The organism is Phytobacter sp. SCO41, assembly GCF_003073275.1.
In the GTDB taxonomy this organism is placed as follows: Bacteria; Pseudomonadota; Gammaproteobacteria; order Enterobacterales; family Enterobacteriaceae; genus Phytobacter; species Phytobacter diazotrophicus.
In genome coordinates this window covers 2,210,050-2,227,077 of sequence record NZ_CP027225.1, presented here as the reverse complement: position 1 = coordinate 2,227,077, position 17,028 = coordinate 2,210,050, and the positions used below count along the sequence as shown (strand labels likewise).

15 protein-coding genes are annotated in these 17,028 nt (G+C 53.6%); 7 read left to right on the top strand and 8 right to left on the bottom strand.

What is annotated here, in order from left to right; translation table 11 throughout:
* Positions 1–211: 211 nt before the first annotated feature.
* Positions 212–1,555, top strand: a complete 1,344-nt coding sequence (gene gdhA, locus C5523_RS10830; protein WP_108701100.1) for an NADP-specific glutamate dehydrogenase — start codon at positions 212–214, stop codon at positions 1,553–1,555.
* Positions 1,556–1,643: 88 nt separating this feature from the next.
* Here the strand turns inward: gdhA and C5523_RS27395 are convergent, their stop codons facing one another.
* From C5523_RS27395 to C5523_RS10815, 4 genes are all read right to left on the bottom strand, one after another.
* A complete protein-coding gene (locus C5523_RS27395) occupies positions 1,644–1,814 on the bottom strand; it encodes a hypothetical protein (RefSeq protein WP_158276515.1) in 171 nt (56 codons plus the stop codon).
* Positions 1,815–2,007: 193 nt separating this feature from the next.
* The gene (locus tag C5523_RS10825; RefSeq protein WP_108701099.1) at positions 2,008–3,954 is read right to left on the bottom strand and encodes a DNA topoisomerase III; all 1,947 of its coding nucleotides are present in this window, start codon (positions 3,952–3,954) and stop codon (positions 2,008–2,010) included.
* A 4-nt stretch (positions 3,955–3,958) separates the two neighbouring features.
* Complete coding sequence (selD, locus tag C5523_RS10820; protein ID WP_041851654.1) at positions 3,959–5,002, bottom strand: selenide, water dikinase SelD; 1,044 nt, start codon at positions 5,000–5,002, stop codon at positions 3,959–3,961.
* Between the two features lie 116 nt (positions 5,003–5,118).
* The gene (locus tag C5523_RS10815) at positions 5,119–5,670 is read right to left on the bottom strand and encodes an NAD(P)H nitroreductase (RefSeq protein ID WP_107222844.1); all 552 of its coding nucleotides are present in this window, start codon (positions 5,668–5,670) and stop codon (positions 5,119–5,121) included.
* Between the two features lie 162 nt (positions 5,671–5,832).
* Here C5523_RS10815 and sppA point away from each other — a divergent pair, with 162 nt between their 5' ends.
* The 3 genes from sppA (at position 5,833) to pncA (ending at position 9,484) form a co-directional block, all read left to right on the top strand.
* Entirely contained in the window at positions 5,833–7,686 is a 1,854-nt protein-coding gene (gene sppA / locus C5523_RS10810) for a signal peptide peptidase SppA (RefSeq protein WP_079496470.1), read from the top strand.
* Between the two features lie 129 nt (positions 7,687–7,815).
* Entirely contained in the window at positions 7,816–8,832 is a 1,017-nt protein-coding gene (gene ansA, locus C5523_RS10805; RefSeq protein WP_041851657.1) for an asparaginase, read from the top strand.
* 10 nt (positions 8,833–8,842) lie between these two features.
* A complete protein-coding gene (gene pncA / locus C5523_RS10800; protein WP_108701098.1) occupies positions 8,843–9,484 on the top strand; it encodes a bifunctional nicotinamidase/pyrazinamidase in 642 nt (213 codons plus the stop codon).
* Positions 9,485–9,549: 65 nt separating this feature from the next.
* Here pncA and C5523_RS10795 read toward each other — a convergent pair whose 3' ends face one another.
* Together C5523_RS10795 and msrB are read right to left on the bottom strand one after the other, a co-directional pair.
* Entirely contained in the window at positions 9,550–9,828 is a 279-nt protein-coding gene (locus C5523_RS10795; protein ID WP_041851659.1) for a YeaC family protein, read from the bottom strand.
* Positions 9,829–9,868: 40 nt separating this feature from the next.
* The gene (msrB, locus tag C5523_RS10790; RefSeq protein ID WP_041851660.1) at positions 9,869–10,282 is read right to left on the bottom strand and encodes a peptide-methionine (R)-S-oxide reductase MsrB; all 414 of its coding nucleotides are present in this window, start codon (positions 10,280–10,282) and stop codon (positions 9,869–9,871) included.
* Between the two features lie 342 nt (positions 10,283–10,624).
* Here msrB and gapA point away from each other — a divergent pair, with 342 nt between their 5' ends.
* Both gapA and C5523_RS10780 read left to right on the top strand, forming a co-directional pair.
* Entirely contained in the window at positions 10,625–11,620 is a 996-nt protein-coding gene (gapA, locus tag C5523_RS10785; RefSeq protein WP_041851661.1) for a glyceraldehyde-3-phosphate dehydrogenase, read from the top strand.
* Between the two features lie 198 nt (positions 11,621–11,818).
* Positions 11,819–12,703, top strand: a complete 885-nt coding sequence (locus C5523_RS10780; protein ID WP_108701097.1) for a D-hexose-6-phosphate mutarotase — start codon at positions 11,819–11,821, stop codon at positions 12,701–12,703.
* A gap of 90 nt (positions 12,704–12,793) precedes the next feature.
* Here C5523_RS10780 and C5523_RS10775 read toward each other — a convergent pair whose 3' ends face one another.
* The gene (locus C5523_RS10775) at positions 12,794–13,651 is read right to left on the bottom strand and encodes an aldo/keto reductase (protein ID WP_108701096.1); all 858 of its coding nucleotides are present in this window, start codon (positions 13,649–13,651) and stop codon (positions 12,794–12,796) included.
* A 91-nt stretch (positions 13,652–13,742) separates the two neighbouring features.
* A complete protein-coding gene (locus C5523_RS10770; RefSeq protein ID WP_041851664.1) occupies positions 13,743–14,489 on the bottom strand; it encodes a MipA/OmpV family protein in 747 nt (248 codons plus the stop codon).
* Between the two features lie 433 nt (positions 14,490–14,922).
* Here C5523_RS10770 and yeaG point away from each other — a divergent pair, with 433 nt between their 5' ends.
* Complete coding sequence (gene yeaG / locus C5523_RS10765) at positions 14,923–16,857, top strand: protein kinase YeaG (RefSeq protein ID WP_041851665.1); 1,935 nt, start codon at positions 14,923–14,925, stop codon at positions 16,855–16,857.
* Positions 16,858–17,028 lie beyond the last annotated feature (171 nt).

Sequence of the window (17,028 nt, the reverse complement as noted above, 5' to 3'; positions counted from 1 at the left end):
TTTATCACTATAACGTATCTCTATTACCGAACCGCATTTTCTTTCTTCATCGGTTTTTATTATGACAAGCCACCCATTATTAATTTGATACCGCTGAACTATTTTTGCTTGCTTTACGCCATATTGCAGATGTTATAGTCGAAAAACGCTGAATTTTTAGCTCACAACAACCAATAAAATCGGACTATCAACATAAGAGGCTCTTATATCTATGGAACAGACATGCTCTCTTGAATCGTTTCTTTCCCACGTTCAAAAGCGCGATCCGCATCAGCCTGAATTCGCTCAGGCCGTACGTGAAGTAATGACCACGCTGTGGCCTTTTCTCGAACAAAACCCTCGCTATCGTCAGCTCTCCCTGCTGGAAAGACTGGTTGAACCGGAACGTGTTATTCAGTTCCGCGTGGTGTGGGTAGACGACAAAAACCAGGTGCAGGTTAACCGCGCGTGGCGCGTGCAATTCAACTCGGCCATTGGCCCGTATAAAGGCGGCATGCGTTTCCACCCGTCCGTCAACTTGTCGATACTGAAATTCCTTGGCTTCGAGCAGACCTTCAAAAATGCCCTCACCACCCTGCCGATGGGCGGTGGTAAAGGCGGTAGCGATTTCGATCCGAAAGGGAAGAGCGACGCGGAAGTGATGCGTTTCTGTCAGTCGCTGATGACCGAGCTGTATCGCCACCTGGGGCCGGATACCGATGTCCCGGCGGGTGATATGGGTGTGGGCGCGCGTGAAGTGGGCTTTATGGCCGGGATGATGAAAAAACTCTCCAACAACACTGCCTGCGTGTTCACCGGTAAAGGTCTCTCCTTCGGCGGCAGTTTAATCCGCCCGGAAGCTACCGGCTACGGCCTGGTGTATTTCACCGAAGCGATGCTCAAACGCCATGGTATGGGTCTGGAAGGTCTGCGCGTGGCCGTCTCTGGCTCCGGTAACGTGGCGCAGTATGCTATCGAAAAAGCGATGGCTTTTGGCGCCCGCGTGATAACCGCCTCAGACTCTAACGGTACCGTGGTTGATGAAGCTGGTTTCACCGCCGAAAAACTGGCGCGTCTGATTGAAATTAAAGAGCAGCAGCATGGGCGCGTAGCGGATTACGCCCGTGAATTTGGCCTGCAATACCTCGAAGGCCAGCAACCCTGGTCAGTGCCGGTCGATGTCGCTCTGCCGTGTGCCACCCAGAACGAACTGGATGTCGATGCCGCGCGTACGCTTATCGCCAACGGCGTGAAAGCGGTGGCGGAGGGCGCCAATATGCCCACCACGATTGCGGCAACCGATCTGTTCCTGGAAGCAAGCGTCCTGTTTGCGCCGGGTAAAGCGGCGAATGCCGGGGGCGTGGCAACGTCAGGTCTGGAAATGGCGCAGAACGCCGCACGTCTTGGCTGGAAAGCGGAAAAAGTGGATGCGCGTCTGCACCACATTATGCTGGATATTCACCAGGCCTGTGTGGAGTATGGCGGCGAAGCGAAGCAGACACACTATGTTCGTGGCGCAAACATTGCGGGCTTCGTGAAAGTGGCGGATGCGATGATCGGTCAGGGGCTTATCTAAGTCATTTTGCCGGGCGGCGCTGCGTCGACCCGGCTAGCATGTTCCATGCCCGGTAAGCGCAAAGCCGCCGGGCAACCTCATCAGGCGTTCAGTTAACCACCAGCGATGAGACAATTTCCCTGTGACGTTTAAGAATGATCGCGATTTGCTCATCCGCGGTAAGCTCGTTGAACATTTTTTCATTGCGATCGGAATGCGCGTTGCGCACAGTGGCGGGGATACGTACTTCGCTTTTTTCTATTGCTTTTTGCTCGCTCATTTTCCAGTCCTGCTACTCAATGGTCTGTGTTCGCGCGCATAATAATCCCGTTTAGCTGTGACAGGAAGACGACACCATCACGTCTTTTTACGAATTGTGCAAGTTAACGTCATCTTTGGGCAAAATCACGGTGATTCTACCGTGACTGCCCCTCTTCTTATGCATATGCTGATGTCTTACCGCTAAACGTGCCTCAGGCAACGGGCTGTGGAGGTGTCGGGTCGTCTTTACGTGGCTTGCGCGTTGTGCGTTTACCCGCTGTTTTTTTCTTCTCACCTGCCGGAGCGCTGATTCCCCGAAACCGCTGCACTGGCGTATTGCGCGCCTGATGAATCAACTCATGCAAGGTGCCAACCAGCGGCTGCATAAAGTCCTGGTAACGACACTGCTTCTCGCTGATTTGCGTCAGCACAGACTCCCAGTGCGCGGTCATATCCGGCCTGGCAGCCATCTCCGGCAGAGAATGGATCAACGCGCGTCCGGCGTCGGTCGAGAGGATATAGCGCCCTTTCTTACTGAGAAAACCACGCTTAAACAGCAGTTCGATAATCCCGGCGCGGGTGGCTTCAGTGCCCAGACCGTCCGTCGCACGCAAGATCTTTTTCAGATCTTTATCCTGCACAAAGCGGGCAATACCGGTCATCGCCGACAGCAGTGTCGCATCGGTGAAATGGCGCGGCGGTTGCGTCTGTCGCTCCACAACCTCACCTTTTTCACACAGGAGTTCGTCACCTTTCGCCACCACCGGAAGCGGCGTGCCGTCGTTTTCTTCGTCGCGCTCTTTGGCACCCAGCAACGTGCGCCAACCCGCTTCGGCAAGGAAACGCGCTTTGGCGATAAATTTGCCGTTGGCAATATCCAGGTCGATCTGGCATTTACGGAACACCGCATCGGGGCAAAACTGCATCAGGTACTGACGCGCAATCAGATTGTAGACGTTGGCTTCACCTTCGCTCAGGTTCACCTTTGTACTGCGCGCTGTGGGAATAATGGCGTGGTGGGCATCCACTTTTTTGTCATCCCAGCAGCGGTTACGCAAATCGCCATTCACCACGGGCTGGGGCAGAAGATCCAGTGCATGGGCACCAATTGCGTTCATCACCGCATGACGCCCGGCATAATGTTCTTCCGGCAAATAGCGACAGTCCGAACGCGGATAGGTAATCAGCTTGTGGGTTTCATAGAGCTTCTGGCAGATGTCGAGTACGTTCTGCGCGCTCAGGCCATAGCGTTTCGCGGCTTCAATTTGCAGTGCCGAAAGCGAAAAAGGTAACGGCGCCGGCTCCGATTCCCGCTTATCGTTATACGCGGTAACGTTCGCCGGTTGCCCGGTAATACGGGCGACCACATGCTCGGCCAGCGGGCGGTGCAGCAAGCGCCCTTCTTCATCCTGATAAGGCTCACAGGCATCGCTCGGCTGCCACAGGGCGGTAAACCGCTCTCCGGCCGGGGTGACAATGTGCGCCTTCACTTCGAAAAAATCTTTTGCCACGAAGTTCTCGATCTCTTCGTCGCGGCGCACCACCAGCCCAAGGACCGGCGTCTGTACGCGTCCAACGGAAAGTACCCCCTGATACCCGGCATTACGCCCAAGCAACGTATAGGCGCGAGTCATATTGATGCCGTACAGCCAGTCGGCGCGTGCACGGGCCAGTGCCGAGACGCACAGAGGAATAAACTCACTGTTGGCGCGCAGGCGAGAGATCGCCCGCTCCACCGCCTGGGGGTTAAGATCGTTAATCAGGCAGCGCTGGACCTGCTGACGCTTTTGCGGCGACAGTTCGAGGTAATCAAGCACCTCATCAACCAGCAACTGCCCTTCTCTGTCCGGGTCACCCGCGTGCACGACTTCCGTCGCTTCGGCGAGCAGCCGCTTGATCACATTAATCTGTTTGGTCACGGAAGGCCGCGGTTGCAGCCGCCATTTTTCGGGCACGATCGGCAGATCCGCCAGATTCCAGCGCGCATACCGGCTGTCGTAGACATCCGGCTGTGCCTGCTCCAGCAGGTGACCGATACACCAGGTCACCACCTGCCCGTTGCCACATTCAATATAGCCGTCGCCTTTGCGATGTGGCTTGGGTAGCACATCCGCAATGGCGCGGCCCAGACTGGGTTTTTCGGCAATAAACAACCGCATTGGCTTAACGGATCTCAATCATCGGACGCCCTGCGCGTGCGCTAACCAGCTCACCCACCGCCGCAAGGGTAATACCATATTCTGCCGCCGTGGCGTAAACGTCGCCTTCGGCTTCGGGGCTCACTGCCAGTAACAGGCCGCCAGAAGTCTGCGGGTCGCAGAGCAAATCGCGCACCGCATCCGGCATCTCGCCCATCAAATGACCGTAGCTGGCGAAATTACGCTGGGTGCCGCCCGGTACTGCGCCAAGCGCAATATACTCTTCAACACCGGGTAATTTCGGCACATCCTGATACCAGATTTGCGCCTGCACGCCGGCACCCTGGCACATTTCACTCAGGTGCCCCAGCAGACCAAAACCAGTGACATCGGTCATCGCCTTCACGCCACTGATGCCCGCAAACGCGGCTCCGGCCAGGTTCATCTGGCACATCACGTCCGTTGCCAGCCCAATGTGTTCGGGTTTTAACAGCGATTTTTTCTCGGCGGTCGTCAGCACACCAATGCCCAGCGGTTTGGTCAGGAAGAGACGGCAGCCCGCCTGCGCGGTACTGTTTTTCTTGATGCGATCGGTTGGCACAACGCCCGTCACCGCCAGCCCGAAAATGGGTTCAGGTGCATCAATAGAGTGCCCGCCCGCCAGAGCAATACCCGCCAGGCGGCAGGCATGGCGACCACCCTCAACCACTTCCCGGGCAATCTCCGGCGCCAGTTTGTTGACAGGCCAGCCTAAAATTGCAATCGCCATGATCGGTTTGCCGCCCATGGCGAAAATATCGCTAATCGCGTTAGTGGCAGCGATACGACCAAAGTCGAAAGGATTGTCGACAATGGGCATAAAAAAGTCGGTTGTGCTGATAACGCTGGTGCCGTTGCCGAGATCGTAGACCGCCGCGTCATCGCGGGTTTCGTTCCCCACAAGCAGGTTCGGGTCGATAAACTTCGCTTGCTCGCTATGCAGGATAGTATCGAGCACTTTAGGGGAAATTTTACAACCACAACCCGCTCCGTGGCTGTATTGCGTCAGACGAATACCTTGTTCGTTCATGGACAACTCCTGTCAGGACAATCCGGCTATGGTAACGCCCAAAACGTTGCATGATAAGCGTGACTGTCCGAATTGCGGCGGTTCGCTCACAATCCAGACAGTTTTACCGGCAAGTATCAGAAATAACGGACGAAAGGCGCGGTATCCGGTGTGCTAATGGTCGTAGAGGCTTTGAGTTGCGGGGTGCCAAGGTATAAGAAACCGACGACTTTATCCTGCGCGCGGCAGTTCAGTGCCTCGCGGACAACCGGGCTGTCGGTCAATGGACCGGTACGCCAGATCCCGTTGAAACCCTGGGCCAGCGCCGCCATCTGCATCGCCATCACGGCGCAACCTGCCGAGAGCAGTTGCTCCCACTGCGGCACTTTCGGATTCTCTTCACATTTCGCCACCACGGCGATAATCATCGGCGCGCGCGACGGTGAAGTCCGGGCTTTTTCTACCGCTTTTTCGTCCAGCCCGGCGCTGACAGCACCCTGCTCCAGCGTCTTGCCAAAGCGGGCCAGACCTTCGCCTTCAATAATGAAAAATTGCCACGGCTGTAGCGTACCATGGTCCGGCGCGCGCATCCCCGCACGGATAATATTGTCCAGTTGTTCGCCTGTCGGTGCCGGTTCAGCCAACCGGGAAGCACTACGGCGGTTGACGAGCAGTTCAAGTGCATCCATTAGTTAAACTCCTGTATTGAAATTTGTTCCTAAAATTAACACGTGCGTAGATTTTGTTACAGCACCGGCAGCGATTCCTGCTGACAACAGGAGCCCGGCTAATTAGGATAACCACACTTGCTGCTCAGGGCAGCGGCAAACGTTACTAACCAGGGAGAATACATGCGAACCCTTTGGCGCTTTATTGCCGTTTTTTTTAAGTGGACATGGCGATTGCTGAACTTTATCCGCAATCTGGTGCTCAATTTGTTCTTTATTTTATTGGTACTGGTCGGCGTGGGCCTGTGGATGCAGTTTAGCGACAGCAAAGCAGAACATGCCAGCCGGGGTGCGTTGTTGATGGATATTACCGGCGTGGTCGTGGATAAACCCTCCGCCAGTAACCGACTCGGCGCGCTGGGTCGCCAGTTCTTTGGCGCAAGCTCCGACCGCCTGCAGGAAAACTCGCTGTTCGACATCGTCGACACCATTCGTCAGGCGCAATCAGACCGGAATATCACCGGGATTGTGCTCGATTTGAAAAACTTTGCCGGGGCGGATCAACCGTCAATGCAGTATATCGGTAAGGCACTGCGCGAGTTCCGCGATAGCGGTAAGCCGGTTTATGCAGTGGGCGATAACTACAGCCAGGGGCAGTATTACCTCGCGAGCTTCGCCAATAAAATTTGGCTCTCTCCGCAAGGGGTGGTTGATCTGCATGGCTTCGCCACCAACGGCCTGTATTACAAATCCCTGCTCGACAAGCTGAAAGTCAGCACCCATGTGTTCCGCGTCGGCACCTATAAATCCGCCGTTGAACCGTTTATCCGCGACGACATGTCTCCGGCTGCGCGCGATGCAGATAGCCGCTGGGTGGGCGAACTTTGGCAAAATTATCTCAACACCATTGCCGCAAACCGTCAGGTTACCGCGCAACAGATTTTCCCTGGCGCACAAGGCGTGCTGGACGGTCTGCGTAAAGTAGATGGCGATACGGCGAAGTACGCGCTGGATAACAAACTGGTGGACGAGCTGGGCTCCAGCGCCGATGCGGAAAAAGCGCTGACCAAACAGTTTGGCTGGGATGACAAAGACAAGAATTTCCGCGCCATCAGCTATTACGATTATCAACTGAAAAAACCGAGCGATATGGGCGACGCCGTAGCCGTGGTCTTTGCGAACGGCGCGATCATGGACGGTAACGAAACCCCGGGGAACGTGGGTGGCGATACCACTGCGTCGCAGATCCGCGACGCGCGTCTGGATCCGAAAGTGAAAGCCATTGTGCTGCGTGTTAACAGCCCTGGCGGCAGCGTCAGCGCCTCGGAAGTGATCCGTTCTGAACTGGCCGCAGCCCGTGCGGCAGGCAAGCCGGTCGTGGTCTCGATGGGGGGTATGGCGGCATCCGGTGGTTACTGGATCTCAACGCCTGCGAATTACATCGTGGCGAATGCCAGCACCCTGACCGGGTCGATTGGTATTTTCGGCGTCATCAATACGCTGGAAAACAGCCTCGACAGCATTGGCGTGCATACCGACGGCGTGGCAACGTCTCCGCTGGCGGATGTCAGCGTGACCAAAGCGCTGCCGCCGGAAGTTCAGCAGATGATGCAGATTAGCATTGAGAATGGCTATAAACGCTTTATCACGCTGGTCGCTCAGTCGCGTAACAGCACGCCGGAGCAGATTGATAAAATCGCACAGGGCCATGTCTGGACTGGTCAGGATGCGAAAGCCAACGGGCTGGTCGACGGGCTGGGTGATTTCGACGATGCGCTAAACAAAGCGGCTGAGCTGGCGAAACTCAAACAGTGGCATGTGGACTGGTATCAGGATGAACCGTCATTCTTTGATCGCGTGATGGATAGCATGTCAGGTTCCGTACGCGCCATGTTGCCACAGGCATTGCAGGCGTATCTGCCTGCGCCGCTGGCCAGTGCGGCAGTTCAGGTCAAAGCTGAAACAGACAAACTGGCGGCGTTTAACGATCCGCAAAACCGTTACGCGTTTTGCCTGACCTGCGCCAACATTCGCTAACGAACTGCACGTTTTGTATTCAGGCAGAGATCGGCATCACGCTGGCTCCGCCTTTTCTTTGCGCTTTCGCTGTATCATTCATTCACTGCGTATATAATCCCCCCACTCTGTAACAACACATTTTCAATCATGCAAAAAAAATCGATTTATGTTGCCTACACTGGCGGTACCATCGGTATGCAACGTTCCGAACACGGCTACGTTCCCGTCTCCGGTCACCTGCAGCGTCAACTGGCGTTGATGCCTGAATTCCATCGCCCTGAAATGCCTGATTTCACCATCCACGAATATGATCCGTTGATGGACTCCTCCGATATGACGCCGGAAGACTGGCAGCATATTGCTGACGATATCAAAGCCCACTACGAGGATTATGATGGCTTTGTGATCCTGCACGGCACCGACACCATGGCATACACCGCCTCGGCGTTGTCGTTTATGCTGGAAAATTTGAGTAAGCCGGTTATCGTCACAGGCTCGCAAATCCCGCTGGCAGAGCTGCGTTCCGACGGACAGATCAATTTGCTCAATTCGCTGTACGTGGCGGCCAACTTCCCGATTAACGAAGTGACGCTGTTCTTTAATAACCGCCTCTATCGCGGCAATCGCACCACTAAAGCACATGCGGACGGCTTTGACGCCTTTGCCTCACCGAACCTGTCGCCGCTGCTGGAAGCGGGAATACATATTCGCCGCCTTAATACCCCGCCTGCGCCGCACGGTAACGGCGAGCTGGTTGTTCATCCGATCACCCCGCAACCTATTGGCGTGGTGACGATCTACCCGGGTATCTCGGCAGACGTGGTAAGAAACTTTCTGCGCCAGCCCGTGAAAGCGCTGATTTTGCGCTCTTATGGCGTGGGCAATGCGCCGCAAAACGGGGAGTTTCTCAAAGAGTTACAGGAAGCCAGCGCTCGCGGCATTGTGGTGGTCAACCTGACGCAGTGTATGTCGGGTAAGGTCAATATGGGCGGCTACGCCACCGGTAACGCACTGGCGCATGCGGGCGTGATTGGCGGGGCGGATATGACAGTAGAAGCCACGCTGACTAAACTGCATTATCTGTTGAGTCAGGATTTGGACGCCGCGGCGATTCGCAGCGCCATGACGCAGAACCTGCGCGGTGAGCTCACCGCAGACGAATAAGGAAAAGCCGATGAAACAACGCGCTTTGCTTTTGGTCGACCTGCAAAATGATTTCTGTGCAGGCGGCGCGCTGGCTGTGGCGGAAGGCGACAGCACTGTCGATGTGGCGAACACGCTGATCGACTGGTGCCAGGCACGCGGCGAACCTGTACTGGCGACCCAGGACTGGCATCCGGCTAACCACGGCAGTTTCGCCAGTCAGCACCAGGTTGCGCCCTTTTCACAAGGTGTGCTTGATGGCCTGGCGCAAACCTTCTGGCCGGACCATTGTGTGCAGCACAGCGAAGGTGCGGCGTTGCATCCCCTGTTGAAAGCCTCAGCCATCGAGGCCGTGTTCCACAAGGGGCAAAACCCGGCTATCGACAGCTACAGCGCTTTTTTTGATAACGGGCATCGGCAGAAAACCGAACTCGATGACTGGTTACATCAGCACGACATTGCTGAGTTAACCATCATGGGGCTTGCCACCGACTATTGCGTGAAATTCACCGTCCTGGATGCGCTGAAACTGGGCTATCGCGTCAACGTCATTACCGACGGCTGTCGTGGGGTGAACATCAATGCGCAAGACAGCGCCCACGCCTTTATGGAGATGGCCGCGGAAGGCGCAACGCTCTATACGCTGGCCGACTGGCAGGAAACCCAGAGGTAAGACTTTTGCGGGCCGCCGACTTCAACCCGGCTACTGGCAGGAAAACGTAGCCGGGATCTTGCGAATCATTGCATTTTCAGCGTCGCAATTGGCTTAGGCGTAATGCCAAAGTCTTCTTTCAGTTGCTGCTTGCTTTTCATCACCATCTGTCCTTGCGTGTCGATGGTCATGTGCTGCGCGTCGGTATTATGGCGGGCCTGCCATAACATGACCAGTTGCAGGCTGTTCTCTTTTTGTTCCGGCGTCAGTGCAACACCATCCGGCCACTTACCCAATTCGACAGCCGTTACCAGACGTTGATAGATGTCCGGTGTCATACTGTTAATGACTTGTTCGAAATCCATGCTAAATTAACTCCACTGGAATAATAGCTGAATCGATTCCTCACCCAAGAGTCCGATCGCCGTTTTCATCGTCGGTAAAACTCAACGAGGCAGAATTCACGCAATAACGTTCACCGGTTGGTTGTGGACCATCCGGGAAAACATGTCCCAGATGCGCGTCACAATTACCGCAACGAATTTCAACACGCTGCATACCGTGCGAGTAATCGTTTATATAGCGAATGGACTCTTCACTTACTGGCTCAAAAAAGCTCGGCCAGCCGCAGCCTGAATCATACTTGGTCTGCGAATGAAACAGGGGAGCGTCGCAAACCAGACAGTGATACACGCCTTCACGTTTGTTGTGTAAAAGACGGCCTGTGAAAGGCGGCTCGGTACCGTGATCCTGTGTCACGTAGAACTGCATCTCCGTCAGATTTTTTTTCAGGTCATCCTGAGAGGATTTCGTCGTCATAAGCTCACATCTCGCGGTAAGAATTCGTACAACTTCACTTCGATTCTAACAAAACATTAACAATGAAGTGATAACTTTTGATCTAAACTTACTTGCTGCGAATCCCCGGGCGGGTAATTGTGATCACTCTCACATTTTTATCCTGCATGACCTTTAAAATTCGGGGCGGCGTCCCCATATGGGGAGCATGCTCATAGGAAGAGTGAGACGAGTCAGTCGAACAAAGGTTATGCGGAGGATTGATTTGTCGCAATGATTGACACGATTCCGCTTGACGCTGCGTAAGGTTTTTGTAATTTTACAGCCAACCTTTTATTCACTAACAAATAGCTGGTGGAATATATGACTATCAAAGTAGGTATCAACGGTTTTGGCCGTATCGGTCGCATTGTTTTCCGTGCTGCTCAGGAACGTTCTGACATCGAAATCGTTGGTATCAACGATCTGTTAGACGCAGAATACATGGCTTACATGCTGAAATATGACTCTACTCACGGCCGTTTCAACGGTACCGTAGAAGTCAAAGACGGCCATCTGGTTGTTAACGGCAAAACCATCCGTGTTACTGCTGAAAAAGATCCGGCTAACCTGAAATGGAACGAAATCGGTGTTGACGTTGTAGCAGAAGCTACCGGTATCTTCCTGACCGACGAAACCGCGCGTAAACACATCACTGCTGGCGCGAAAAAAGTTGTTCTGACTGGTCCTTCCAAAGACAACACCCCGATGTTTGTTAAAGGCGCTAACTTTGACAAATACGAAGGCCAGGACATCGTTTCTAACGCATCCTGCACCACCAACTGCCTGGCGCCGCTGGCAAAAGTTATCAACGACAACTTCGGCATCATCGAAGGTCTGATGACCACTGTTCACGCGACCACTGCAACTCAGAAAACCGTTGATGGCCCGTCTCATAAAGACTGGCGCGGCGGTCGTGGCGCATCCCAGAACATCATCCCGTCCTCTACCGGTGCAGCTAAAGCTGTAGGTAAAGTACTGCCAGAACTGAATGGCAAACTGACTGGTATGGCGTTCCGCGTTCCGACTCCGAACGTATCTGTTGTTGACCTGACCGTTCGTCTGGAAAAAGCAGCGTCTTACGAAGAAATCAAGAAAGCAATCAAAGCGGCTTCTGAAGGCGCAATGAAAGGCGTTCTGGGTTACACCGAAGACGACGTTGTATCTACCGATTTCAACGGCGAAGTTTGCACTTCCGTGTTCGATGCTAAAGCAGGTATCGCACTGAACGACAACTTCGTGAAACTGGTATCCTGGTACGACAACGAAACCGGTTACTCCAACAAAGTTCTGGACCTGATCGCTCACATCTCTAAATAAGTTGAGATGAGACATTGATCTATAAAGGCGACTTCGGTCGCCTTTTTTTATGTTTCGCGTCATCCTGAAAGCTGCTTCCTCACTGGCGCTGCTCGCGGATGCTGGCCGCAGAATTCTCTGTGCTCCCGGCTCTCTTCAGACTTGCCGTCCCGATGCAGCTTTCATGATTTTGTGTCTCGCTAAACGAAGGATTGCACCATGATAAACAAAATTTTTGCTCTCCCGGTTGTTGAACAAATTTCCTCCGCCCTCTCTCGCCGCCTGATGGACGAACTGGACGTTATCGTTATCGACCACCCACAAGTTAAAGCCTCTTTTGCTCTGCAGGGCGCACATCTGCTCTCCTGGAAAGCGCAGGGTGAAGACGAAGCGCTGTGGTTAAGCGGCAACACGCCGTTTAAAAACGGCGTGGCGTTGCGCGGCGGCGTACCGATCTGCTGGCCATGGTTTGGCCCGGCAGCACAGCAGGGTCTGCCTGCTCACGGTTTCGCCCGTAACATGGCATGGACACTGAAAGCGCATAATGAAGATGATAAGGGGGTTGTGCTGACATTTGAGCTGCACAGCAGCGAAGCGTCCCGCCAATACTGGCCGCATGATTTCACGCTGTTTGCCCGCTATAAATTGGGTAAAACCTGCGAAATCGAACTGGAAGCGCACGGCGATTTCGAAACCACCTCAGCTCTGCATACCTATTTCAACGTCGGCGATATCCATGCGGTGAAAGTCAGCGGTCTGGGCGATCGTTTCATTGATAAAGTGAACAACGCGCAAGAAGATGCACTGACCGATGGCGTACAGACATTCCCGGATCGCACCGATCGCGTCTATCTGAATCCGGAAGCCTGCAGTGTGATCCATGACAGTGCGCTGAACCGCACCATTGAAGTAATCCATCACCATCATACTAACGTTGTCGCATGGAACCCGGGTCCGGCGCTCTCTGCCAGCATGACCGACATGCCGGATGATGGTTATAAAACATTTGTTTGTGTTGAATCAGCCTGCGCGACCGCGCCGCAAAAAACCACCGAAGAAAAACCGTCTCGCCTGGCGCAGACGATCCGCGTGGTTAAACGCTGATTGTGATAGCCCGGGTAAGCCGTGTTCCCGGGCTCTCCCCGACTTATTCGGGCAACAGCATCCGCATCTTATACACTTATGCGCGACGCGCTACACCACATCCAGGGGTGTTTTACGCCCCGGTGCCGGAAATGCGTTATCCAGCCGCGCCAGATCCTCTGCGCTCAGCGTAATGTTCAACGCTGCGGCATTTTCCTGGGCATGCGCCACAGTGCCCGCTTTTGGAATAGCCATCACCCCCTCGTGACTAATAACCCAGGCCAGCAGAATTTGTGCCGCCGTCGCGTTATGGGCTCGAGCAATATCGGTCACTACGCTGTTATTCAGCAATCCATCACGCAGACGCCCGGCCTGCGCCAGCGGGCAGTATGCCATCACCGGCATCTGTTGTTGCTGGCACCAGGGCAGCAGGTCATATTCGATACCGCGCGACCCCAGATGATAGAGCACCTGATCGGTCACGCAGGCTTTACCACCCTGCACCCGCCAGAGTTCCTGCATATCGACATAATCGAGGTTCGACACACCCCAGCGGCGAATTTTGCCCTGCGCAATGAGGGTCTCCATCACCTCCACCGTTTCAGCCAGCGAAAAATTTCCCCGCCAGTGCAGCAGATAGAGATCGAGATAATCGGTTTTCAGACGGCGCAGGCTCGCCTCACAAGCCGCAATTGCTTTTTTACCGCCGGCATTCCACGGATACACTTTCGACACCAGGTAGACTTTGTCGCGTAATCCACCCTGCAGGGCATCACCGACCACCTCTTCTGCCCCACCGTCCGCGTACATTTCCGCCGTATCGATAAGCGTAAGCCCGGCATCAATGCCCGCCCGTAGTGCATCCACCTCTTTACTGTGCTGGCGGTCATTCTCCCCCATATACCAGGTACCCTGACCAATAGCAGGCAGTGTCACCTCGCCTGCGAAGACCACATTTCTCTCTGCCATATCATCCTCCTGCGCTAAATGCACCACCGTAAAGCAAAACAGGGCCAATGGCCCTGTTTTAATGCACAGATTGCACTATAAAGACGCACAATCAGAAACGATACGTTACCCCTGCCGATAACAATCCGGCCCAGGATTTATCCACCATCGGACTGTCTTTAATTTCATCAGACAGGTGGGTGTAACGGCCCGTGCCGTAAACGCTCCAGTTGTCGTTCAGACGATAGCTGGCGGTAAGTTCCAGATAAGGGCTCCAGCCATTGTCCGGATCGTAGCTATTAAGGCCGCTGCGACGTGACTCTTCGCGCGATACACCATAATAGTACTCGTTTTGATTATCGCTGTTCCATTCAACCCCGATACCCGGCGTCAGCGTCAGGCCACCATTGGTATAGCGATACAGCCAGGCCAGATCCCATGTCACACCATTACTGTTGTCCAGCACATCACCAGCCAGAGACGTGCGCAGGAAACCGTATTCGGTGTTATGAATATACGAAAGCCCCGCCACTGCGGTTGACTTACGTTTATTCAACTGACGCAGTTGATTATTGTCGCTGTCACCCGGCTTAAAGCTCCAGGGCGAATATGCGGCAAAGATGGAGAGTTGGTCGGCCTGATCATTCCACAGGTAGTAGCCGCCGCCTAAACCACGGAACCAGAAGTCATCACTTTCATAGGTGATAACCGGGATCGGATAGGTTTTATTGTCGTACTGTTTATACGGAGTCTCTACAACGCCCACGCCCGCACCCAGGGAGAAGTTGCTTTCGGCATTGGCAGTAAAAGTAGAAGAAGCGATCAGCACGCCCAGTGCCAGGAGTTTGAGTTTCATCACAGTCCATTAATTCCTGTAGTCAATAATCGGCGGAGTGAAGTTTAACCGTCCAGAACAGTCTACCCAAATTTTTTTACTTAACCATTACAAAACTAAACCCTATAGCCTGTGGTCTGTATATGACAGGGGGCTTACTGTTTTATGAAGCCGCTGTGATTTGAGAGTGGAAGGCTTATCACAAAAGAAAGCATTTATGGATGAGTTATTGATATGTCATTGAAATTAGTTTTAGGCGGCATGCAAGTTTTGCAAATGCCATCTACGCTTAAATTAAGAAGACGATTTAACGAACCCGCATATTGTTAATAACATGCAACCTGGCATGAGGGTTGCTGTATGACTCTTAGCGTCGTTCAGTTAACGCTTCCGGGAGCCTCTACTATTCATATGAATGGCTCTTTACCTGTGCTAAAAAACGAAAGGACGGCATGCCATGAATATATTCGATCACTACCGCCAGCGCTATGAAGCTGCCAAGGACGAAGAGTTCACACTGCAGGAATTTCTTACCATCTGTCGGCAAGACCGCAGTGCCTACGCTAACGCGGCAGAAAGGCTACTGATGGCCATTGGTGAGCCAGTGATGGTGGATACTGCCCAGGAGCCACGGCTTTCCCGTCTCTTTTCGAACCGGGTTATCGGACGCTACCCGGCGTTTGAAGAGTTCTATGGCATGGAAGAAGCAATCGAGCAAATTGTGTCTTATCTCAAACATGCCGCCCAGGGGCTGGAAGAGAAGAAACAGATCCTTTATCTGCTCGGTCCGGTCGGGGGCGGTAAATCCTCGCTTGCCGAACGCCTGAAATCCTTAATGCAGCGGGTACCGATTTACGTGCTGAGCGCCAATGGCGAACGCAGCCCGGTCAACGACCATCCGCTATGTCTGTTCAACCCGCAGGAAGACGCGCAGATTCTGGAAAAGGAATATAACGTTCCGCGTCGTTACCTCGGCACCATCATGTCGCCGTGGGCGGCTAAACGCCTGCATGATTTTGGCGGTGACATCAGCAAATTCCGCGTGGTCAAAGTCTGGCCATCCGTACTTGAACAAATCGCCATCGCGAAAACAGAACCGGGCGATGAGAACAACCAGGACATCTCTGCTCTGGTGGGTAAAGTGGACATCCGTAAACTGGAAAACCACGCACAAAACGATCCCGATGCCTATGGCTACTCCGGTGCACTGTGCCGCGCGAACCAGGGCATCATGGAATTCGTTGAGATGTTCAAAGCGCCTATTAAAGTGCTGCACCCATTGTTGACCGCTACCCAGGAAGGCAACTACAACGGGACCGAAGGGATTTCCGCCCTGCCCTTTAACGGCATCATTCTTGCGCATTCAAACGAATCAGAGTGGGTCACTTTCCGTAATAACAAAAACAATGAGGCGTTCCTTGACCGCGTCTATATTGTCAAAGTCCCTTATTGCTTGCGGATCTCCGAAGAGATCAAAATTTACGAAAAACTGCTTAACCACAGTGAGTTGACCCATGCGCCATGCGCCCCGGGTACGCTGGAAACGCTGGCCCGCTTCTCGATTTTGTCGCGCCTGAAAGAGCCGGAAAACTCCAGCATCTACTCGAAAATGCGTGTCTACGACGGTGAAAGCCTGAAAGATACGGACCCGAAAGCGAAGTCCTACCAGGAGTATCGCGATTACGCCGGGGTGGATGAAGGGATGAACGGTCTGTCGACGCGTTTTGCCTTTAAGATCCTCTCCCGTGTGTTTAACTTCGATCATGCCGAAGTCGCCGCTAACCCGGTACATCTCTTTTATGTACTGGAACAGCAGATTGAACGTGAGCAGTTCCCGCAAGAGCTGGCAGAGCGTTATCTGGAATTCCTCAAAGGCTACCTGATCCCGAAATATGCTGAATTTATTGGCAAAGAGATCCAGACGGCCTATCTGGAATCCTACTCTGAATACGGACAGAATATTTTCGACCGTTATGTCACGTATGCAGACTTCTGGATTCAGGATCAGGAATACCGCGATCCGGATACCGGTCAGTTGTTTGACCGTGAATCGCTGAATGCGGAACTGGAAAAAATTGAAAAACCGGCCGGGATCAGTAACCCGAAAGATTTTCGTAACGAGATTGTCAACTTCGTGCTGCGTGCCCGTGCTAACAATAGCGGCCGTAACCCGAACTGGACCAGCTACGAAAAACTGCGCACGGTTATCGAGAAAAAAATGTTCTCGAATACCGAAGAGTTGCTGCCTGTTATTTCGTTTAACGCCAAAACCTCAACCGACGAACAGAAAAAACACGATGACTTTGTCGATCGTATGATGGAGAAAGGATACACCCGCAAACAGGTTCGCCTGCTGTGTGAATGGTATCTGCGTGTACGTAAATCATCATAATGCCAAAATGGCCCGGCAGCGCAGCGCTGACCGGGCCTGAACAATCTGTGCGTATCCTCGTTTTTCGCGGCGCAGGCAGGTGGCAAGCGGGCGGCTCGTGACATACTGACAGGGTCAGTACGTTGTGGAGCGAAAGCAGCCAATACCGGCGGCACGAAGTACAATGGATAG

Coding starts and splice junctions, on each gene's coding strand:
- gdhA (WP_108701100.1), top strand. CDS start 212: ATGGAACAGACATGCTCTCTTGAATCGTTTCTTTCCCACGTTCAAAAG.
- C5523_RS27395 (WP_158276515.1), bottom strand. CDS start 1,814: ATGAGCGAGCAAAAAGCAATAGAAAAAAGCGAAGTACGTATCCCCGCC.
- C5523_RS10825 (WP_108701099.1), bottom strand. CDS start 3,954: ATGCGGTTGTTTATTGCCGAAAAACCCAGTCTGGGCCGCGCCATTGCG.
- selD (WP_041851654.1), bottom strand. CDS start 5,002: ATGAACGAACAAGGTATTCGTCTGACGCAATACAGCCACGGAGCGGGT.
- C5523_RS10815 (WP_107222844.1), bottom strand. CDS start 5,670: ATGGATGCACTTGAACTGCTCGTCAACCGCCGTAGTGCTTCCCGGTTG.
- sppA (WP_079496470.1), top strand. CDS start 5,833: ATGCGAACCCTTTGGCGCTTTATTGCCGTTTTTTTTAAGTGGACATGG.
- ansA (WP_041851657.1), top strand. CDS start 7,816: ATGCAAAAAAAATCGATTTATGTTGCCTACACTGGCGGTACCATCGGT.
- pncA (WP_108701098.1), top strand. CDS start 8,843: ATGAAACAACGCGCTTTGCTTTTGGTCGACCTGCAAAATGATTTCTGT.
- C5523_RS10795 (WP_041851659.1), bottom strand. CDS start 9,828: ATGGATTTCGAACAAGTCATTAACAGTATGACACCGGACATCTATCAA.
- msrB (WP_041851660.1), bottom strand. CDS start 10,282: ATGACGACGAAATCCTCTCAGGATGACCTGAAAAAAAATCTGACGGAG.
- gapA (WP_041851661.1), top strand. CDS start 10,625: ATGACTATCAAAGTAGGTATCAACGGTTTTGGCCGTATCGGTCGCATT.
- C5523_RS10780 (WP_108701097.1), top strand. CDS start 11,819: ATGATAAACAAAATTTTTGCTCTCCCGGTTGTTGAACAAATTTCCTCC.
- C5523_RS10775 (WP_108701096.1), bottom strand. CDS start 13,651: ATGGCAGAGAGAAATGTGGTCTTCGCAGGCGAGGTGACACTGCCTGCT.
- yeaG (WP_041851665.1), top strand. CDS start 14,923: ATGAATATATTCGATCACTACCGCCAGCGCTATGAAGCTGCCAAGGAC.